Below are 17,525 nucleotides of genomic sequence, written 5' to 3'. Positions count from 1 at the left end.
TGGGCTTAATCCTCGGCGTGTTCCTTCATGAAGCCACGGATAAACCTGCGGATTTCGCGCGCGGCTGAAGTGTCCAGCTCTTTGCACAACTCGACAAAGGCGTCGCGTTCGTCCTTATCCAGACGAAGGACCAGTTGACTGTTTTTCTTGGTAGATCCCTTACCGTCTTTCCTGACCACGCGCACTGTCCTCAGCGAAATTTTGCAATTGCGGGCGATGCATTGTATATACATAGCATAGTGAATGTCGTTATCAGGCACTTAACAACAATAATAGGGATATGGCAATGAACCTTCATACTGCTCAGGCTTTTCTTTTGCGAGATCAACGCAATTGGCGCAAACCACATCTGTCGTGGTTGCCTGCCTCGCTATACCGATACAAAAGCCTGCCCCGCGCAGTCCTACCCCGTCGCCACTAACGGTGCGCCGGAATAGCACCTTGCATGGTGCCATCCGATGGGCCAAACACCCTTGGGTGTTTTGACGCTAAAAGGGTTGGCCCATGTCCAGAAATAAATCTGTCAAAGATTACATCCGAACCATCGTCGATTTTCCCCACGAAGGGATCATGTTTCGCGATGTGACAACCCTGTTTGCGGACCCCCGCGGATTTCGGATGGCGATTGACCAGATGCTGCACCCCTATGCCGGCGAACGGATCGACAAAGTGGTGGGGCTTGAAGCGCGTGGCTTTATTCTGGGCGGAGCGATTGCGCATCAGCTGAGCGTTGGTTTTGTGCCGATCCGCAAAAAAGGTAAGCTGCCCGGCACCACAATCAGCCAAGATTACAAACTGGAATACGGCGAAGCGATAGTCGAGATTCACGACGATGCCATCCAGCCCGGCGAAAAGATCCTGGTGGTCGACGATCTGTTGGCTACGGGTGGTACTGCGGCGGCAGGAATCAAACTGATCGAACGGCTTGGAGGCGAAATCGTCTCGTGCGCATTCATCATCGACCTGCCCGAATTGGGAGGCCGTAAGGTTCTGGAAGCGATGGACATGGACGTACACGTGCTGTGCGAGTTCGAAGGGCTCTGACCAGAAACCTTTTCACAATAACGTGACTGGAAACCTAAAGCCGCGCTGGCTTGGCGCGGCTTTCTTGTTGTTCAAGTCGCAAGTTAGCTCAAAATAAGTGATCTTTCTGTGAGGGCGCCGCGTAGCTCGGGTGATGCTGCTTGAAGCATTTTAACCCAGGGAGTCTCTCTTATGTTCCGCAAATTCGCCGCCGCCGGTGTCACCTCGATCCTGTTCAGCACAACCGCTTTGGCCGATGGCCATGGCAAAGATATCGTTGACACAGCCGTCGCCGCCGGCAGTTTTGAAACACTCGTCGCCGCCGTGCAGGCCGCCGAACTGGTGGACACACTGAAAGGCGAAGGTCCTTTCACCGTGTTTGCCCCCACCGATGACGCGTTTGCGGCTCTGCCTGAAGGGACGGTGGAAGATTTGATGAAGCCTGAGAACAAAGATCAGCTGGTCGCCATTCTGACCTACCATGTTGTGCCCGGCAAAGTGATGTCAGGTGATCTGAGTGATGACATGACGGCTGCAACCGTTCAGGGCGACGATATTACAATCGATCTGGATGCCGGTGTGATGGTGAATGACGCCAACGTTGTTCAGGCCGATATCGAAACAAAGAACGGTGTGATCCACGTGATCGATAAGGTGATCCTGCCTGCATCTTAAGGAATTTACCGGACACGGCTCGGATCTTGGGCCGTGTTCATCCTTTCAGGACCGCGCCAGGGTTCATGATGCCCTGCGGGTCCAAAGCCGTCTTTATGGCCCGCATCGCGCCCAGCTTGGCTGGATCGCCATAGCGTTCCAGATCGTCGGTCTTAAGGCGCCCCACCCCGTGTTCTGCACTGACCGAACCGTCAAAGGCGGCAACCAGATCATGCACTGCATGCTTGATTACTTTCCTTTGATCATCGAACTCTGATCGGCTCTGCCCTTCGGGCGGAAACACATTGTAATGCAGATTGCCATCCCCAAGATGGCCAAAACAATTGATCCGGAACGGCCCGAGGCCAGAGATCATTCTTCCACCTTCGCGAATGAAATCGGGAATTCTGGAAATCGGAATCGAAATGTCATGGCTCGAGACCGAACCGATCAGGCGATTGGCTTCGGGGATGCGCTCGCGTACTGCCCACAGATCGGCGCGTTGCGCCTGACTCTGGGCGATCACACCGTCCGCGACGAGGCCTAGCGTTTCGGCTTGCTCATAGAGATTTTCCAATGCATCTGACGCTGATTGCCCGTTAGCCAATCCCAGCTCGATCAAGACGCTCCACTCCGGGGGAGTGCTGAACGGTTGGCGGACATCCGGTAGAACCTCGGTCAAGAAATCAAGCCCTTGTCGGTGGATCAGTTCAAAAGTGCTGACCGTCTCGCCCACCTGATCCCGGGTCATGGCCAGCAGTTCAATAGCCGCATCGGGCGAGACAACTTGAAACATCGCCGTTCCGACTACGGCAGGCCGGGGAAACAATTTAAGCGATGCCGCAGTGATGATCCCCAGGGTGCCCTCGGCTCCGATCAGCAGGTTGCGCAGGTCATAACCTGTGTTGTCCTTTCGCAATCGGCTGAGACCATGCCAAATCTGACCGTTTGGCAGCACTGCCTCAAGCCCCAGGCACAGGTCGCGGGCATTGCCATAACGTAAAACATTGACGCCCCCGGCATTGGTCGACAGATTTCCCCCGATCCGACAGGATCCCTGCGCCGCCAGCGACAGGGGAAACAACCGACCAACCGCCTCAGCTGCGGTATGAACGTCTTGCAGAATGGCTCCGGCTTCAGCGATCAGTATATTCTCAGTCGGAAAAACAGACCGAATGGCTGTCATTCGTTCCAAAGAAATCAGCAGAGGCGCCGGGCCGTTCGTCATCACCTGCCCGCCGACCAAACCGGTACCGCCGCCATAGGGGACAACCGGCACCCGTTCGCGCGCAGCCAACCTCACCAGCGTCGCCACCTCTTCGCTGGTGCGGGGCAAGGCCAGCAACCCGATCTGTCCGGAAAAGCGCCCGCGCGGTTCTTCCAGATACCGTTCTTCCACGGGGCGCAGCGCGTCGTCACCCAGTTTCGAGCGGATCAACACAGCAAACTTGTCATCGGCGGGGTTCAAACTCATACACTTTCAATGCCCAACCCGCGCAGCCGCGGCAAGTCCTATTCCTGATCAATCAGATAGCGCGGCTCAAGCACTACAACCGTTGGCCGATCGGGCAAATCGCGCAGCGAAACAATGATTTCCGACACCCCATCGCGTTCAACCGGAAACGTGTCCCGGATATCCACCAGGAACCGGTCCAGCGAGAACCCCGAGAACCAGTGCATCGGAATGATGACAGAGCTTTTGAGCCGTTTCAGAACCGAAATCATGTCCGGCAGAGGCATGGTGGTCCCGCCATCGACGGCGGCCATGACCACATCCAACCGTCCAAGCGCAGCGAATTGTTCGTCCGACGGCACATGGTGCAAATGTCCCAGATGCCCAATGCACAGCCCCTCGACCTCGAACACAAAGATCGAATTCCCGCGCTCTTCCACTCCGCCATAGGCAGACCGGATATCGGTTGAGACATTGCGCACCAGCATCTCGCCCAGATCCAGATGATGCTCGATGCCTTGCCCGAACTCTCCCCATCCCGGGAGAACATGCGGGATAGCAGGGTCGGGATGTGCCGTCCAATGCGTGCTGTGGGCATGGTTCATCGTTACAATGTCGGGGATCAAATCTGCGCTTCCGATAAACCCGGTAAAATCCGTAACTGCGTTCAGCCCGCCGCGGGTCTGGATCATGAAAGACGCGTGCGCGATATAGCTGATCCGCACCGAAAACTCTGGCACAGGATCCTGCCACGCCGCTTTGTGCAGATATTCAATTCCGGGTGTGGCATCGGCGATGGCTACACAATGGCTCGACCGCCGTTCCTGCGCCGCAGCCCCGCCCGAAATCATCATCAATGCCGCAACCAACCAGCGCATATCCGAAGTTTAGCGCAGAATGCAGACAAGTCATGCCCCTTGTTGATCTGGCCTTAAATACCTCGGGTGAGGTGCAGCCTGCTGCGACGGGGGCAGAGCCCCTATCCCGCGTCCGTTTTACCGCGACGGTCGGACCGCAGGCTGGCGTACAGAACATGCGTCCGCCATCGTCCGTTAATCTGCAGATAAGACTGCGCCACGCCTTCGTACTTGAAGGACGAGCTTTCCAGCAACCCCCGCGACGCCCGGTTTTCCGGCAGGCAGGCCGCTTCGATCCGGCTCAGGTCCAGGCGGGTAAAGGCATGATGGACCATCGCCCCGATCGCTTCGCGCATGTATCCCTGACGGGCAAAGGCTTGACCGGTCCAGTACCCCAATGTGCCCGCCTGTGCGGGACCACGCCGGATGTTGTCCAGCGTGATGGCCCCAACCAGCACGTTATCCTCCCGACGAAACAGGAAAAGCGGAATCGCCGTCCCGCCCGCGACCGAGCGCTGTGCCCAATAGACACGATTGGTAAAGGACTTGCGGCTCAGATGGTCCTTGGCCCAGATCGGCTCCCAAGGTGTCAGATATTGTTTTGAGGCGCGGCGCAGCGCAGCCCAGTCGTTGAAATCAGAATGTACAGGCGGGCGCAAGCTGAGCCGCGCAGTCTCGAGTTTCAGCTTGCGTCTGCCCAACAGCATCACGCCGCCCGCCTCTCCTGCAGCTCAGCCAGTGTCGGCGCGGCTGAAACCGGTCCGTACAACGCCAGTGCCGCCGGTGCTTGCAGGGCCATGGTCTCGGCGAAGGCGCGCACATCTTCGGTACCGACGGCGTCGATCTTGGCAACGGTATCTTCCAAAGGAGGCACCCGGCCCCAGATCTGCACCAGGCGCGCCAGGCGTTCGGCCCGGTTCGAAGGGCTTTCCAGCCCCATCAGCATACCGGCCTTCATTTGCGCCCGAGCACGGGCAACTTCCTCGGCGCTCATGTCCTCAGCCGCACGCTTCATCTCATCAATGGTGATCGTCGCCAGTTCACCTACCTGATCAGCCGAGGTTCCTGCATAGATCGTTGTTGTCCCGGTATCCGCGTAAGCGCCGGTCTGGGCAAAGATCGTATAGCAGAGCCCGCGTGTCTCGCGCACCTCCTGAAACAGGCGCGAAGACATTCCCCCACCCAGAGCAGTCGAGTAAATCTGCGCCGTATAGATCGCATCATCACGATAGCCGGGGCTTTCCAGCGCCAAGGCGAAATGGGCTTGTTCCAGCTCTTTCTCCTGTCGCGCCTCTCCACCGGTGAACCGGGCCGTTTCGGGGATCAGTCCTTTGCGTGGCTTCAGATGGCCAAACATCTCTTCGGCCATTTTCATCAGTGAATCGTGATCCACCGCGCCCGCCGCCGACAGGATCATCTGCTCAGGTCCGTAGTGCTCAGCCACGAAACCCGACAGGTCCTCGCGCGAGAACGCACTGACCCGCTCGGTCGGACCCAAAATGGTGCGGCCCAGGGGCTGATCGTGATAGCTCTGCTCTTGCAGCCAGTCAAAGATCACATCGTCAGGCGTGTCATAGGCCTGACCGATTTCCTGCAGGATCACCCCGCGCTCGACTTCGATCTCGCGCGGGTCGAAAACCGGGTTCAGAACGATGTCGCCGATCACGTCCATCGCCAGCGCTACGTCGTCCTTCAGGACACGCGCGTAGTAAGCCGTGACCTCGCGCGAGGTATAGGCGTTGATGTAACCACCTACATCTTCGATCGCCTCGGCGATCTGCAATGCCGAACGCCGTTCGGTTCCCTTGAACGCCATGTGTTCAAGGAAATGCGCAATACCGTTCTGCTCGATCCGCTCATGCCGCCCACCGGCGGTTACCCAAATGCCGATGGCCGCCGATTGCAGCCCCGGCATATGTTCACTGACGATACGAAAGCCGTTCTTCAGTTGGTCTTGTCTGACAGTCACTCAGCGATGTGCCTTTTGATATGATCCTCGAGGGCACCCAGATCATTGGCAATCCGTGTCACCCGTTCCGGACGTTCATACAGATCAGACATCCGGGAGGGAAGAGGCGGATGCACATCGCTGGCCTTCTCAACCGCAGCCGGGAATTTTGCCGGATGAGCGGTGGCCAGCGTGATCATCGGTACGTCCGCCACGCGGTGATCTTCGGCAACCTTGATGCCGACCGCCGTGTGCGGACAGACCAGTTCCGCGCTGTGCGCCAGCGTGTGTTTGATCGTCGCCAACGTTTCCTCTTCCGACACGCGACCCGAGTCGAAATTCTCGCGCAAAGCCTCCATCGCACCTTGGCTGACATTGAAACCGCCGGTCTTGAGTTCGTCCATCAACTGCGCCACAGCACTACCATCCTCGCCATAGGCATAGTACAGCGCGCGTTCAAAGTTGGAGCTGACCTGAATATCCATCGACGGGCTGATCGAGGGTATGGTGTCGCCTTTGAAGTACCCCTCGCCAGACAGGCAGCGATGAAGGATGTCGTTCTGGTTTGTCGCCACCACAAGACGGTCAATTGGAAGGCCCATGCGTTTGGCAAGATAGCCCGCGAATATGTCACCAAAATTGCCGGTTGGCACAGTGAAACTGACCTTGCGATGCGGTGCGCCAAGGCTGACGGCGGCCGAGAAGTAATAGACGATCTGCGCCAGCACGCGGGCAAAGTTGATCGAGTTCACGCCCGCCAGTTTCACCCCATCGCGGAAGTCGAAATCATTGAACATGTCTTTCAACGCGGCCTGACAATCATCGAAATCGCCATCCACGGCCAATGAGTGCACGTTGCTGTCCGCAGGGGTGGTCATCTGGCGACGCTGCACTTCGGACACGCGGCCATGCGGATACAGGATGAACACATCCACCGCATCAAGCCCTCGGAACGCTTCAATGGCCGCCGAGCCGGTATCACCGCTGGTCGCCCCCACGATGGTCACACGGTCGCCGCGTCGTTTCAGCGCCACCTGAAACAGTTGGCCGATCAACTGCATCGCAAAGTCCTTAAAGGCCAGCGTCGGCCCGTGGAACAGCTCCAGCAGGAAGTGGTTTTCGTTCAACTGCTTCAGCGGCGCGCGGGCGTCATGACCAAACCCTTCATAAGCGCGGGCTACGATCTCTTTGAACTCATCCTCGGCAAACGATCCGCTGACATAGGGCCACATCACACGGAAGGCGATCTCTTCATAGGGCAATCCAGCCAGCGCCGCGATCTCGTCTTGCGTCATCACCGGGATCTCGGCGGGCAGATACAGGCCACCATCACGGGCCAAACCGGTCAGCATCGCCTCTTCAAAGGTCAGTTCTGGCGCTTGGCCACGGGTCGAGATGTATTTCATTGCTGTTCACTCTCAGAATTGGCACGGCTGCGCCACAGGAAGTAACCGGTCATCGCGGCCCAGACCAGAGCCAGACCAAACCAGGTGATTGCATATTGCAGATGATCGTTGGGGATGCCCGCCGTATCTACCGGCAAAGGTGTCACGTTCGGGTCGGTCTGGGACCGCGCGATCAGCAATACAGGCTCGGCCCCCAAGGCAGCAGCCAGATTGGGCACGTCCCGGGCAAACCAGATGTTGTCATCGATATCCGGTTCAGGCGTGTAACTGTCGATCTCATCCGGCCAGTGCAGATTGCCGGTGATCTCCATCGTGCCGGTCAAACGCTGTGCCTGCTTGGCTGTTGTCGGCACAAACCCCCGATCGACCAGAATTGTGCGGTCCTCGGTGCTGAAGGATTGGATGATGCGATACCCTGCCCCGACCTGTTTGACTGAGACCAGAACATGGATTTCTCCTGATTCCAGCTCACCCGAAACCGTTACCGGAAGGTATTTGTCCGCGTCCTTTGAGACTTGCTGCGGCAGGGCGATGGGGTTGGCTGAGATGCGGCTTTCGATCTCGGCCAGCACCTCCTTCTTCCAGGCCAGACGGTGCACCTGCCAGATGCCAAGCGACAGCAGCACACCCAAACCGGCGAGGCCGAAGATCAGCAGAAACAGAATGCGACGCATGTCAGGATCTAACCTCGTTGCAGAAACCGGCGTCTTGTTAAGGGGCGCGTGGGCCAAATTGCAACCACACAATTGTATGGAGCGCAATCTTGCGCCCGAAATAGAGAAAAAGCCGCCCCGAAAGGCGGCTTCTGCAATTGGAGCACCTGACAGGAATTACATCAGCGGAGCCTGACCCCAGATGTAAACCGCAAAGAACAGGAACAACCAGACAACATCAACGAAGTGCCAGTACCAGGCTGCGGCCTCAAACCCGACATGCTTCTCGGGTGTGAAGTCGCCCTTGAGCGCCCGGATCAGGCAGACCGACAGGAAGATTGTGCCGATGATCACATGTGCGCCGTGGAAACCGGTGGCCATGAAAAAGTTCGAATAGAACTGATCGCCCCCAAACTTCCAGCCATCATGGGCCAGCAGTTCGTAGTATTCGAACCCCTGCAGGAAGGTAAACGCGATACCCAGGGCGATACCAATGGCCAGACCCTGCACCAGCGCCTTGCGGTCATTGCCATGCACCAGCGCGTGGTGTGCCCAGGTGATCGCACAGCCCGACAGCAGCAGGACCAAAGTGTTGATCAGCGGCAGGTGGAACGGGTCAACCGCGTGAATGTCCGGCTGGATATATTCGGTGCCCGCATAGTCGTACATCGGATACATGCGATGTTTGAAGAACGACCAGAACCAGGCGAAGAAGAACATCACCTCGGACATGACGAAAAGAATGAAACCGTAACGCAGACCAATGCGAACGACAGGTGTGTGATCGCCTTGGCGGCTTTCAACCACAACATCGGACCACCAAGCGAACATGGTGTAGAGGACCCCAACGACGCCCATCCAGAAAATCCACGGCGTAACGCCATGCATCCAAAGGACGGCTCCGAACAGCATCACAAAACCGCTGACGGCTCCGATCAGAGGCCAGATCGACGGGGCCAGAATGTGATAATCATGGTTTTTTGCGTGTGCCATCAGCGTCCCTCACCTACAGGCGTTAGTTCGTGTTTGTTTCTGCCTGCGCTTCCAGGGCTGCATAGCCCTCTGGCAGGTCAATTTCGTAGAATGTATACGACAGCGTGATCGTATGAACATACTTTGCTTCAAGATCTTCGACCAGTTCAGGGTCGACGAAGAAGGTCACCGGCATCTCTACGCGTTCGCCCGGTTGCAGCACCTGTTCTTCAAAGCAGAAACAGGCAATTTTCTGGAAGTATCCGCCAGCCGAATAGGGTGCCACGTTGTATGAGGCCTGACCGGCAATCGGGCGATCGGTTGGGTTGTAAGCCTCATAAAAGGCCAGTCCGGTCTCACCGATGCGCACTTCCATCTCGCGCACGACGGGTTTGAATTCCCATGCCATATCTTTGGCCTTGGATGCATCAAACCGTACGGTGATTGTGCGGTCCAGAATTTCTTCGGGGGCAGTTTCGGCAACACCCGTGGTGCCGCCAAATCCGGTCACACGGCAGAACCAGTCGTAGAACGGAACCGCTGCCCAGGCCAGGCTGCCCATCAGGACAACCACCCCCACGGTTTGAGCAACCGTCTTCTGAGGGCCGGACAGAGCCATCAGTTCTGAACCTCTTGGGTGGCCATGTTAAAGTCAGTGCCCGAGACCTTAACGATAGTCAGGCCAAAGATGATTACGATAAAGGCCGCCAACGTCAGGCCAACGCCCAGATTACGGCTGAACCGGCGCTGATGCAGTTCGTGACTTTTGCGAAGGCTCATGACCAACCTCCCAGACCATAAGGTTTCAGCAGAGCTTCGGCCAGAATGGCACCGAAATGCAAGAACAGGTAGAGCAGCGAAAGCTTGAAGAAGCTGCGTTCGACCTTGAAGTTATCGGTTTCAGAGTCATCCTCGGTCCGGCGCGAAATCCGCCACGCTCCACGCAGGAACAACGCGTTCAGCACCAATGCGACCGTCAGATAAATCGGACCACCGATGCCCGAGAATGCAGTGCCTACGGCCAGAATCGCCAGCAGAGCCGTGTAGACAAGTATATGAACACGGGTCGCGCGACGACCATGCGTTACGGTCAACATAGGTACGCCCGCATCGTCATAATCCGAACGCATGAACAGCGCCAGTGCCCAGAAATGCGGCGGAGTCCACATAAACGTCAAAGCAAACATCAGCCACGGCTCAACCGCCATGGATCCGGTTGCGGCCACCCATCCGATCACAGGAGGGAACGCACCTGCTGCTCCACCGATCACGATGTTTTGCGGCGTCGAACGTTTCAGCCACATCGTGTAGATCACCACGTAGAAAAAGATGGTGAAGCCCAGAAACGCGCCTGCGAACCAGTTGGTCGCAAGACCCAGCATGATCACCGACAGGCCGGACAAGCCGAGACCGATCGCCATCGCCTCGCCCTCTTCCACCTTGCCGGATGGGATTGGGCGGCCCTTAGTGCGTTTCATAACCTTGTCGATATCCGCGTCCCACCACATGTTCAGCGCGCCCGAAGCACCGCCACCGATGGCGATGAACAAGATGGCGCAGAAGCCAACGAATGGGTGGACCGGAACGGGGGCCGCCAGTAGACCGACCAGCGCCGTGAACACGACCAGAGACATCACGCGTGGCTTCAGCAGGGCGAAGTAGTCGCCAAAGCTGGCCTCGTCCGCGTGGGCGGTCGCTGTGCTGGCATTGATGCTTGCGTCGGTCATCTTGGGTCCTTTTGGGCGAAAGCTGCGCGGTCCACCCGCACAGCCTGCTTTTGTGTCAGGCAGGTTTCAACCCACCCTTATCGCGGTCAGTTTGAAGCGACCTGATAGCTCTGCGGCAGGCTTGCATATTGGTCGATGGCGCCTTGCAGCCACTCGTCATAGGCTTCCTGGCTGACCACTTTGACGGTGATCGGCATGTACGCGTGGTCTTTACCGCAGAGTTCGGAACACTGACCAAAATATACGCCTTCTTTCTCGGCTTCGAACCACAGTTCAGCCAGACGACCGGGCACGCCATCCTGTTTCACGCCAAAGGACGGGATAGTCCACGAATGGATCACGTCAGAAGCGGTGACCTGCATCACAACGACTTTGCCAACCGGCACGACAACGGCAGTATCGGTGGCCAGAAGCCATTCGTCATCGCTGTAGCCTGCGTCCGCCAGCTTGGCGCGCATGGCGTCATCCAGAACAAAGGGAGTCACATCCGCATCGGCAGGGCGCGATCCTTCATCCAAAGTGGCCGGATGGCCCAGCAAGTAGCTGTCGAATGCAAAATCGTGATCGACATATTCATAAGTCCAGTACCACTGGTTGCCGACAACTTTGATGGTGATGTCACCTTCCGGAATTTCCTGCTGTTTGAACAGAACCGGCAGCGAGAAGGCACCGATGAAGACCAGAATCAGGATGGGGCCGAGGGTCCAGGCAATCTCAACCGGAGTGTAATGCGAGAACCGTGCCGGGGTGGGGTTGACGCGCTGATTGTAGCGCACGATGCAGTAGACCAGCAATCCGGCAACCAGCAGGCAGACGGCGGTGATGATCACCAGAATCATGCCGTCCAGACGCTGAATTCCTGTGGCAAGGCTGGTGGCCGCGGGCTGAAAACCCATACCGCCGTCAACCGGTTTGCCAATAATCTCAAGCTCCTGAGCCATGGCGGGAAGGCTGGAGAGGGCTGTCATAAACCCTGAAAGCATCAAAGCATTCTTCATGTTCTGTCCTGATCGTTTGATCTTTGCGTCCCTGGCGAAAAGGTGTGAATCGGTCGCACCTCTCCCGTTGTCTTTAGCCGCGTTAAAAACCATATTCCCTCGGGTAGATAAAGCAAAATGCTTGCGTCAAACAGACGCTATTTTTGATCTGGATCAAACCCGAAAGGTCCCAACTCATGTCCGACGCCCCGTTTCGCCCCTTTGAAAGCGCTCTTCCGCACGATGAAGCGCTGGCCATTTTGAGCTCGGCCACGGACGGTGCCGAAGACGGAGAGTTGTTTGTCGAGCGGCGAAAATCAGAGTCACTGGTGTTCGATGACGGGCGTTTGCGGACGGCGTCTTACGATGCGTCCGAAGGATTCGGACTGCGTGCCGTACAGGGCGAAGTGGCCGGGTATGCCCATTCAACGGACGTTTCGATTCCCGCTTTGAAACGTGCCGCTGAAACTGCACGCCTGGCCGTTGGTGATGGTGGGGGCGCTCTGGCCGAAGCTCCACGCTCAACCAATACCCGCCTGTATACCGATGAAGATCCCATCGAATCCGCCGACTTCCCGGTCAAGATCGAAACTCTGCGCGAGATCGATGCTTTTGCCCGCGATCTGGATCCACGTGTGGTGCAGGTCAGCGCAATGATTTCAGCCGCCGTTCAAGAGGTCGAGATTCTGCGCCCCGATGGCGTGATGGTCCGCGATGTGCGTCCGATGACGCGGGTGAATGTGTCGGTGATCGTCGAGCAGGATGGTCGCCGCGAAAGCGGATCGGCGGGTGGCGGTGGTCGGGTTGGTCTGAGCGGGTTGATCGACCCTGTCGACTGGCAGGCCAAGGCCCGAGAAGCACTGCGTATCGCCCTGGTAAACCTGGACGCGGTCCCCGCCCCTGCTGGTGTCATGGAAGTTGCGCTTGGCCCCGGCTGGCCAGGAATTCTGTTGCACGAGGCCATTGGCCACGGGCTGGAAGGTGATTTCAACCGCAAGGGAAGTTCGGCCTTTGCCGGGCTGATGGGACAGCAGATCGCCTCGAAAGGCGTGACCGTCGTGGATGACGGTACGATTTCTGATCGCCGCGGCTCGATCACCATGGATGATGAAGGCACGCCCAGTTCGCGCACGGTGCTGATCGAAGACGGCATTCTGACCGGATACATGCAGGACCGCCAGAATGCGCGGCTGATGGGAGTTGCGCCCACTGGCAACGGAAGACGGCAAAGCTATGCGCACAAGCCCATGCCGCGCATGACCAATACGATCATGCTCGGGGGGGAGGCCGATCCAGCCTCTCTTGTCGCCGATATCAAAGACGGCATCTGGGCGGTTGGTTTCGGCGGCGGACAAGTTGACATCACAAATGGCAAGTTCGTTTTCTCGTGCACCGAGGCGTATCGGGTCGAAAACGGCAAGATCGGCGCGCCGGTCAAAGGGGCCACGCTGATAGGCGACGGGCCTTCGGCATTGAAACGTATCCGTGGCCTCGGCAACGATATGGCGCTGGATCCGGGCATGGGTACCTGCGGTAAGGATGGACAATGGGTGCCCGTAGGTGTTGGCCAGCCGACCGTCCTGATGGACGGATTGACCGTCGGCGGCTCAGCAGCCTGAGTCGGGCGCAAGGGTCAGAGAGAGGCGCAGGGTTAACCTTGCGCCACCTTTTTTACGACATTTACGTTTGGTGATGTCAGCAGTCACACAGGCGGGATATTAATTTTTTTATTTATTTTTAAATACTTACCGATATTTGGTTCAGCAATGCTACAAAAAATCGCTTCTAATTTTCGACGATTCACAAGCTGTTAACCGCCCATCCCGTAAACCAGTTCTGCAACAAGGCGGAGCACCGGATGACCGAAGAGCAGCTTTCTTCCAATCACCCCCCACTCCCACCCACCACGGAAGAGGACCGGTTCTCGTGGCTTCGCCTGTTGCGTTCTCGCAAGGTTGGTCCGACGACGTTTCGTCGGCTGCTGCGCGAACATGGCTCGGCGCAGAACGCGCTGGCCGCGCTGCCCGAAATGGCACGCGCTGCCGGTATAAAAGGGTATGAATCCTGCCCCCCCGGCGTGATCGAGGCGGAACTCAAGGCCGCAAAAGCGGCTAAAGCGCGGCTTTTGTGCCTTGGGTCCGCTGATTTCCCCGAGGCTTTGAATAATCTGAACGATGCCCCCCCTCTGCTTTGGGCAGTTGGAGACGTTTCACTTCTGCAAAAACCCGCGATTGCGATGGTCGGTGCGCGGAACTGTTCCTCGCTCGGCGCGCGCATGGCGCGTGGATTGGCTTCTGAACTGGGCGGTAAAGGGCACGTGATTGTGTCTGGTCTGGCGCGTGGCATTGATACTGCTGCGCATATGGCAGCGCTGGGTACCGGCACCATCGCAGTCATGGCAGGTGGGGTCGACGTGATCTATCCTGCCGAAAACACGGAACTGGCCCACGACCTCGCCTCCAAAGGTTTGCGGCTTTCAGAACAACCGATGGGCGTGACACCACAGGCGCGGCACTTCCCGCGCCGCAACCGGATTATTTCGGGCCTCGCGCAGGCCGTTGTGGTGGTCGAGGCCGCTGCCAAATCCGGCAGCCTGATCACCGCGCGTGACGCCCTGGATCAAGGGCGCGAAGTTCTCGCCGTGCCCGGTCACCCTTTCGATGCGCGGGCCGCCGGTTGCAATCTGCTGATTCGCGATGGCGCAACGCTGGTGCGATCCGCCGATGATGTAATTGAAGCCTTGCCCCAGATGAACGATCTGTTTTCTCAATCACCCGAAACGCCCCCTGAACCAATCACACGCCCTGCACGAGCCCTGCATGTGCAAATCCTCGAGCGGCTCGGCCCCTCGCCCATCGCCGAAGATCAATTGTTGCGTGATATCGCGGCCACAGCCGGTGAGCTTGGCCCGGTACTGATTGACCTTGAACTGGATGGGCGAATCCAGCGCCAACCCGGCGGCCTGTTGTCGCTGGCAGGCTGATCGAACCTTTGCCCAGGTCAATCCGGCTTCTGAGTGTCTGTGCTAGCACGCTGAAATCATGACGCTTTTCCAATTGCAAAAGGAACGCATTGACAATTCCTGCTTGCCCCACACATTTTGCACCACCATAGAAGGCGCCAAATTCGTCGAGCGAGGTTTCCCCTTAAATGCCTGTAGTTGTTGTAGAATCTCCGGCCAAAGCAAAGACAATCAATAAGTATCTTGGCCCCGACTACACTGTTCTGGCCTCTTACGGCCATGTGCGGGACCTGCCGCCAAAAGACGGATCAGTCGATCCTGAGCATGAATTTTCGATGAAATGGGAGGTAGGCAATGACAGCCGCAAGCATGTCAAGGCCATCGCCGACGCGCTGAAAGAAGACAACGCGCTGATCCTCGCCACTGACCCCGATCGTGAGGGCGAGGCGATCAGCTGGCACCTGCAGGAGGCGTTGACCAAACGCCGGTCAATCAAGAAGGACACGCCTGTCAGCCGTGTGACCTTCAACGCCATCACCAAGGAGGCTGTCACTCAGGCAATGCAAAACCCGCGCCAGGTCGATATGCCGTTGGTCGAAGCCTATCTGGCCCGCCGCGCGCTGGACTATCTGGTGGGCTTCAATCTTTCTCCGGTTCTGTGGCGCAAACTGCCAGGTGCGAAATCCGCGGGCCGCGTACAGTCCGTCTGCCTGCGCCTGATTGTCGAACGCGAGATGGAGATCGAGGCATTCAAACCTGTCGAATACTGGTCGGTCAAAGCACTGTTCGAGACGCCGCGAGGGCAAACTTATGAGGCGAGACTGGTCACGCTGGCGGGTAAAAAGCTGGACAAACATGATCTGGCCAACGCCACGCAGGCGGAACTGGCGGTACAAGCCGTCACCAGCCGCGCGCTAAGCGTCACTTCAGTCGAGGCCAAGCCCGCTGCTCGAAACCCCAGCGCGCCATTCATGACGTCAACCTTGCAACAAGAGGCCAGCCGTAAATTCGGTATGGGTGCACGCCATGCGATGCAAGTGGCGCAGCGGCTCTATGAGGCGGGGTATATCACATATATGCGGACCGACGGCATCGACATGGCACCCGAGGCCGTGGCGGCAACACGGGATGCCATCGCGGATCGCTTTGGCGCAGAATATGTGCCGGACGGTCCGCGTATCTACAAGAACAAAGCAAAGAACGCACAGGAAGCGCACGAATGTATCCGCCCGACGGATATGTCGCGCGACGCCAAGGCACTGAAGGTCACGGACGAAGACCAGCGCAAGCTTTATGATCTGATCTGGAAGCGTACCATCGCCTGTCAGATGGCAGCCGCCCGTCTGGAGCGGACTACGGTCGAGATTGGCAGCGCCGACGGTCAGGTTGGCCTGCGTGCAACCGGTCAGGTCGTGATGTTCGATGGATTTATGCGAGTCTACGAAGAAGGCCGTGACGACGTGGCAGACGAGGACGAAAAGCGCCTGCCGCAGATCATGCAGGGCGATCCTGCACGCTTTGCCAAGACTTCCCTGAAGGATCAGTTCGCCAAGGCGACCAGCGACAGCGGTGACAAGGTCGCGAAAGAGGCGATCCTGTCCGAGAACGAATCCGTTCTGGCCCTTCAGCATCACACCCAGCCGCCTCCGCGCTATACCGAGGCGACGCTGGTCAAGCGGATGGAAGAGCTGGGGATCGGACGACCTTCGACCTATGCCTCGATCGTAACGACGATTCAGGACCGGGAATATGTACGCAAGGACAAGAACCGGCTGATCCCCGAGGAAAAGGGGCGGATTGTCACGATTTTCCTGCTGAATTTTTTCCGGCAGTACGTGGGCTATGAGTTCACCGCCAATCTGGAAGAAGAGCTGGATGACGTCAGCGCCGGCGACCGCGACTATAAGGACCTGCTGGGCAAATTCTGGCGTGATTTTTCAGCCGCGATTGGCGAGACGTCCGAGCTGCGCATCTCTGAAGTGCTGGACAAGCTGGACGAAGCTTTGGCACCTCAGCTGTACCCGCCGCGCGAGGATGGATCCGATCCGCGTATCTGCCCGAAATGCGGTGCCGGTCAATTGCACCTGAAGACCTCTCGTACGGGTGGGTTCGTTGGGTGCGGAAATTATCCGGAATGTACCTATACGCGCCCGATTGCCGGTGAGGGTGCGGAAGGTGATGAAAAACTGCTGGGCGAAGATGCTGGCGATGAGATCTGGCTGAAATCCGGACGGTTCGGTCCTTACGTTCAGCGGGGCGAACCCACGCCCGAGAACAAAAAGCCCCCGCGCGCATCGCTTCCACGCGGTTGGAGCAAAGATGACATGGATTTGGACAAGGCGCTGACTTTGCTGTCCCTGCCCCGTCAGATCGGTGAACACCCTGAGGGTGGCATGATCAGTTCGAATTTCGGGCGGTTCGGTCCTTATCTGATGCATCAGCTGCCGGAAGAGGCGAAACCGGTTTATGCCAACCTCAAGGACCCCAACGACGTGTTCGAGATCGGCATGAACCGCGCCGTTGAACTGCTGGCCGAAAAGCGCGCCAACCCCGGTCGTGGACAACGAGCCGCCGCGAAACCTCTGAAAGAGCTGGGCGAGCATCCCGACGGCGGTGCGATGCAAGTTCTCGACGGGCGTTACGGACCATATGTGAAATGGGAAAAGGTCAACGCGACCATCCCCAAGGACATCAAGCCCGAAGACGTGACACAAGAATTGGCCATCGAACTGGTTAACGAACGCGCGGCCAAGAAGGGCACCAAGAAAAAAGCAGCGCCAAAGAAGAAAGCCGCTGCCAAAAAGACGACTAAGAAGGCAGCTGGGTAGGTAGAAATACCAACACCCCCTTGGTTTCATTGACTTCCCTATGACGTGGCGGCACAACCTGCCCA

17 protein-coding genes are annotated in these 17,525 nt (G+C 57.8%); 5 read left to right on the top strand and 12 right to left on the bottom strand.

Annotated features, from left to right (window positions below; translation table 11 throughout):
* Positions 1 to 5: 5 nt before the first annotated feature.
* Positions 6 to 179 (bottom strand): hypothetical protein, encoded by a 174-nt coding sequence (locus ACR0K5_RS19955; protein WP_480631292.1) that lies wholly within the window; start codon positions 177 to 179, stop codon positions 6 to 8.
* Positions 180 to 504: 325 nt separating this feature from the next.
* Between ACR0K5_RS19955 and ACR0K5_RS19950 the strand changes: the two genes are divergently transcribed.
* Together ACR0K5_RS19950 and ACR0K5_RS19945 are read left to right on the top strand one after the other, a co-directional pair.
* Positions 505 to 1,044 carry an adenine phosphoribosyltransferase gene (locus ACR0K5_RS19950; protein ID WP_480631291.1) on the top strand — a complete coding sequence of 180 codons (540 nt, stop codon included), beginning with the start codon at positions 505 to 507 and terminating at the stop codon, positions 1,042 to 1,044.
* A gap of 171 nt (positions 1,045 to 1,215) precedes the next feature.
* Positions 1,216 to 1,698 carry a fasciclin domain-containing protein gene (locus ACR0K5_RS19945; RefSeq protein WP_480631290.1) on the top strand — a complete coding sequence of 161 codons (483 nt, stop codon included), beginning with the start codon at positions 1,216 to 1,218 and terminating at the stop codon, positions 1,696 to 1,698.
* 37 nt (positions 1,699 to 1,735) lie between these two features.
* On the opposite strand, the gene ACR0K5_RS19940 is transcribed toward ACR0K5_RS19945, so the two are convergent.
* The 11 genes from ACR0K5_RS19940 to coxB form a co-directional block, all read right to left on the bottom strand.
* A complete protein-coding gene (locus ACR0K5_RS19940) occupies positions 1,736 to 3,151 on the bottom strand; it encodes an FAD-binding oxidoreductase (RefSeq protein WP_480631289.1) in 1,416 nt (471 codons plus the stop codon).
* A 38-nt stretch (positions 3,152 to 3,189) separates the two neighbouring features.
* Entirely contained in the window at positions 3,190 to 4,008 is an 819-nt protein-coding gene (locus tag ACR0K5_RS19935; protein ID WP_480631288.1) for an MBL fold metallo-hydrolase, read from the bottom strand.
* 101 nt (positions 4,009 to 4,109) lie between these two features.
* Entirely contained in the window at positions 4,110 to 4,694 is a 585-nt protein-coding gene (locus ACR0K5_RS19930) for a GNAT family N-acetyltransferase (RefSeq protein ID WP_480631287.1), read from the bottom strand.
* The gene (locus ACR0K5_RS19925; protein WP_480631286.1) at positions 4,694 to 5,956 is read right to left on the bottom strand and encodes a M16 family metallopeptidase; all 1,263 of its coding nucleotides are present in this window, start codon (positions 5,954 to 5,956) and stop codon (positions 4,694 to 4,696) included. The genes ACR0K5_RS19930 and ACR0K5_RS19925 overlap by 1 nt, the downstream gene beginning before the upstream one ends.
* A complete protein-coding gene (gene thrC / locus ACR0K5_RS19920) occupies positions 5,953 to 7,341 on the bottom strand; it encodes a threonine synthase (RefSeq protein ID WP_480631285.1) in 1,389 nt (462 codons plus the stop codon). Before thrC ends, ACR0K5_RS19925 begins: the two co-directional genes overlap by 4 nt.
* Positions 7,338 to 8,015: an SURF1 family protein gene (locus ACR0K5_RS19915; RefSeq protein ID WP_480631284.1), complete on the bottom strand. Its 678-nt coding sequence runs from the start codon at positions 8,013 to 8,015 to the stop codon at positions 7,338 to 7,340. Before ACR0K5_RS19915 ends, thrC begins: the two co-directional genes overlap by 4 nt.
* A gap of 156 nt (positions 8,016 to 8,171) precedes the next feature.
* A complete protein-coding gene (locus ACR0K5_RS19910; protein ID WP_480631283.1) occupies positions 8,172 to 8,987 on the bottom strand; it encodes a cytochrome c oxidase subunit 3 in 816 nt (271 codons plus the stop codon).
* Positions 8,988 to 9,009: 22 nt separating this feature from the next.
* A complete protein-coding gene (locus ACR0K5_RS19905) occupies positions 9,010 to 9,585 on the bottom strand; it encodes a cytochrome c oxidase assembly protein (protein WP_480631282.1) in 576 nt (191 codons plus the stop codon).
* The gene (locus ACR0K5_RS19900; RefSeq protein ID WP_162896804.1) at positions 9,585 to 9,746 is read right to left on the bottom strand and encodes a hypothetical protein; all 162 of its coding nucleotides are present in this window, start codon (positions 9,744 to 9,746) and stop codon (positions 9,585 to 9,587) included. The genes ACR0K5_RS19905 and ACR0K5_RS19900 overlap by 1 nt, the downstream gene beginning before the upstream one ends.
* Complete coding sequence (cyoE, locus tag ACR0K5_RS19895; protein WP_480631281.1) at positions 9,743 to 10,693, bottom strand: heme o synthase; 951 nt, start codon at positions 10,691 to 10,693, stop codon at positions 9,743 to 9,745. The genes ACR0K5_RS19900 and cyoE overlap by 4 nt, the downstream gene beginning before the upstream one ends.
* 86 nt (positions 10,694 to 10,779) lie before the next feature.
* The gene (coxB, locus tag ACR0K5_RS19890; protein WP_480631280.1) at positions 10,780 to 11,691 is read right to left on the bottom strand and encodes a cytochrome c oxidase subunit II; all 912 of its coding nucleotides are present in this window, start codon (positions 11,689 to 11,691) and stop codon (positions 10,780 to 10,782) included.
* A 176-nt stretch (positions 11,692 to 11,867) separates the two neighbouring features.
* On the opposite strand from coxB, the gene tldD reads away from it, so the two are divergent.
* From tldD to topA, 3 genes are all read left to right on the top strand, one after another.
* Complete coding sequence (gene tldD / locus ACR0K5_RS19885; RefSeq protein ID WP_480631279.1) at positions 11,868 to 13,289, top strand: metalloprotease TldD; 1,422 nt, start codon at positions 11,868 to 11,870, stop codon at positions 13,287 to 13,289.
* A 239-nt stretch (positions 13,290 to 13,528) separates the two neighbouring features.
* Positions 13,529 to 14,653 carry a DNA-processing protein DprA gene (dprA, locus tag ACR0K5_RS19880; protein WP_480631278.1) on the top strand — a complete coding sequence of 375 codons (1,125 nt, stop codon included), beginning with the start codon at positions 13,529 to 13,531 and terminating at the stop codon, positions 14,651 to 14,653.
* A gap of 167 nt (positions 14,654 to 14,820) precedes the next feature.
* Positions 14,821 to 17,460, top strand: coding sequence for a type I DNA topoisomerase (gene topA, locus ACR0K5_RS19875; RefSeq protein WP_480631277.1), 2,640 nt, complete (start codon positions 14,821 to 14,823; stop codon positions 17,458 to 17,460).
* Positions 17,461 to 17,525: the final 65 nt, after the last annotated feature.

This window comes from Ruegeria sp. AB9 (genome assembly GCF_056542585.1).
This window is presented reverse-complemented; position numbering and strand designations above follow the sequence as displayed.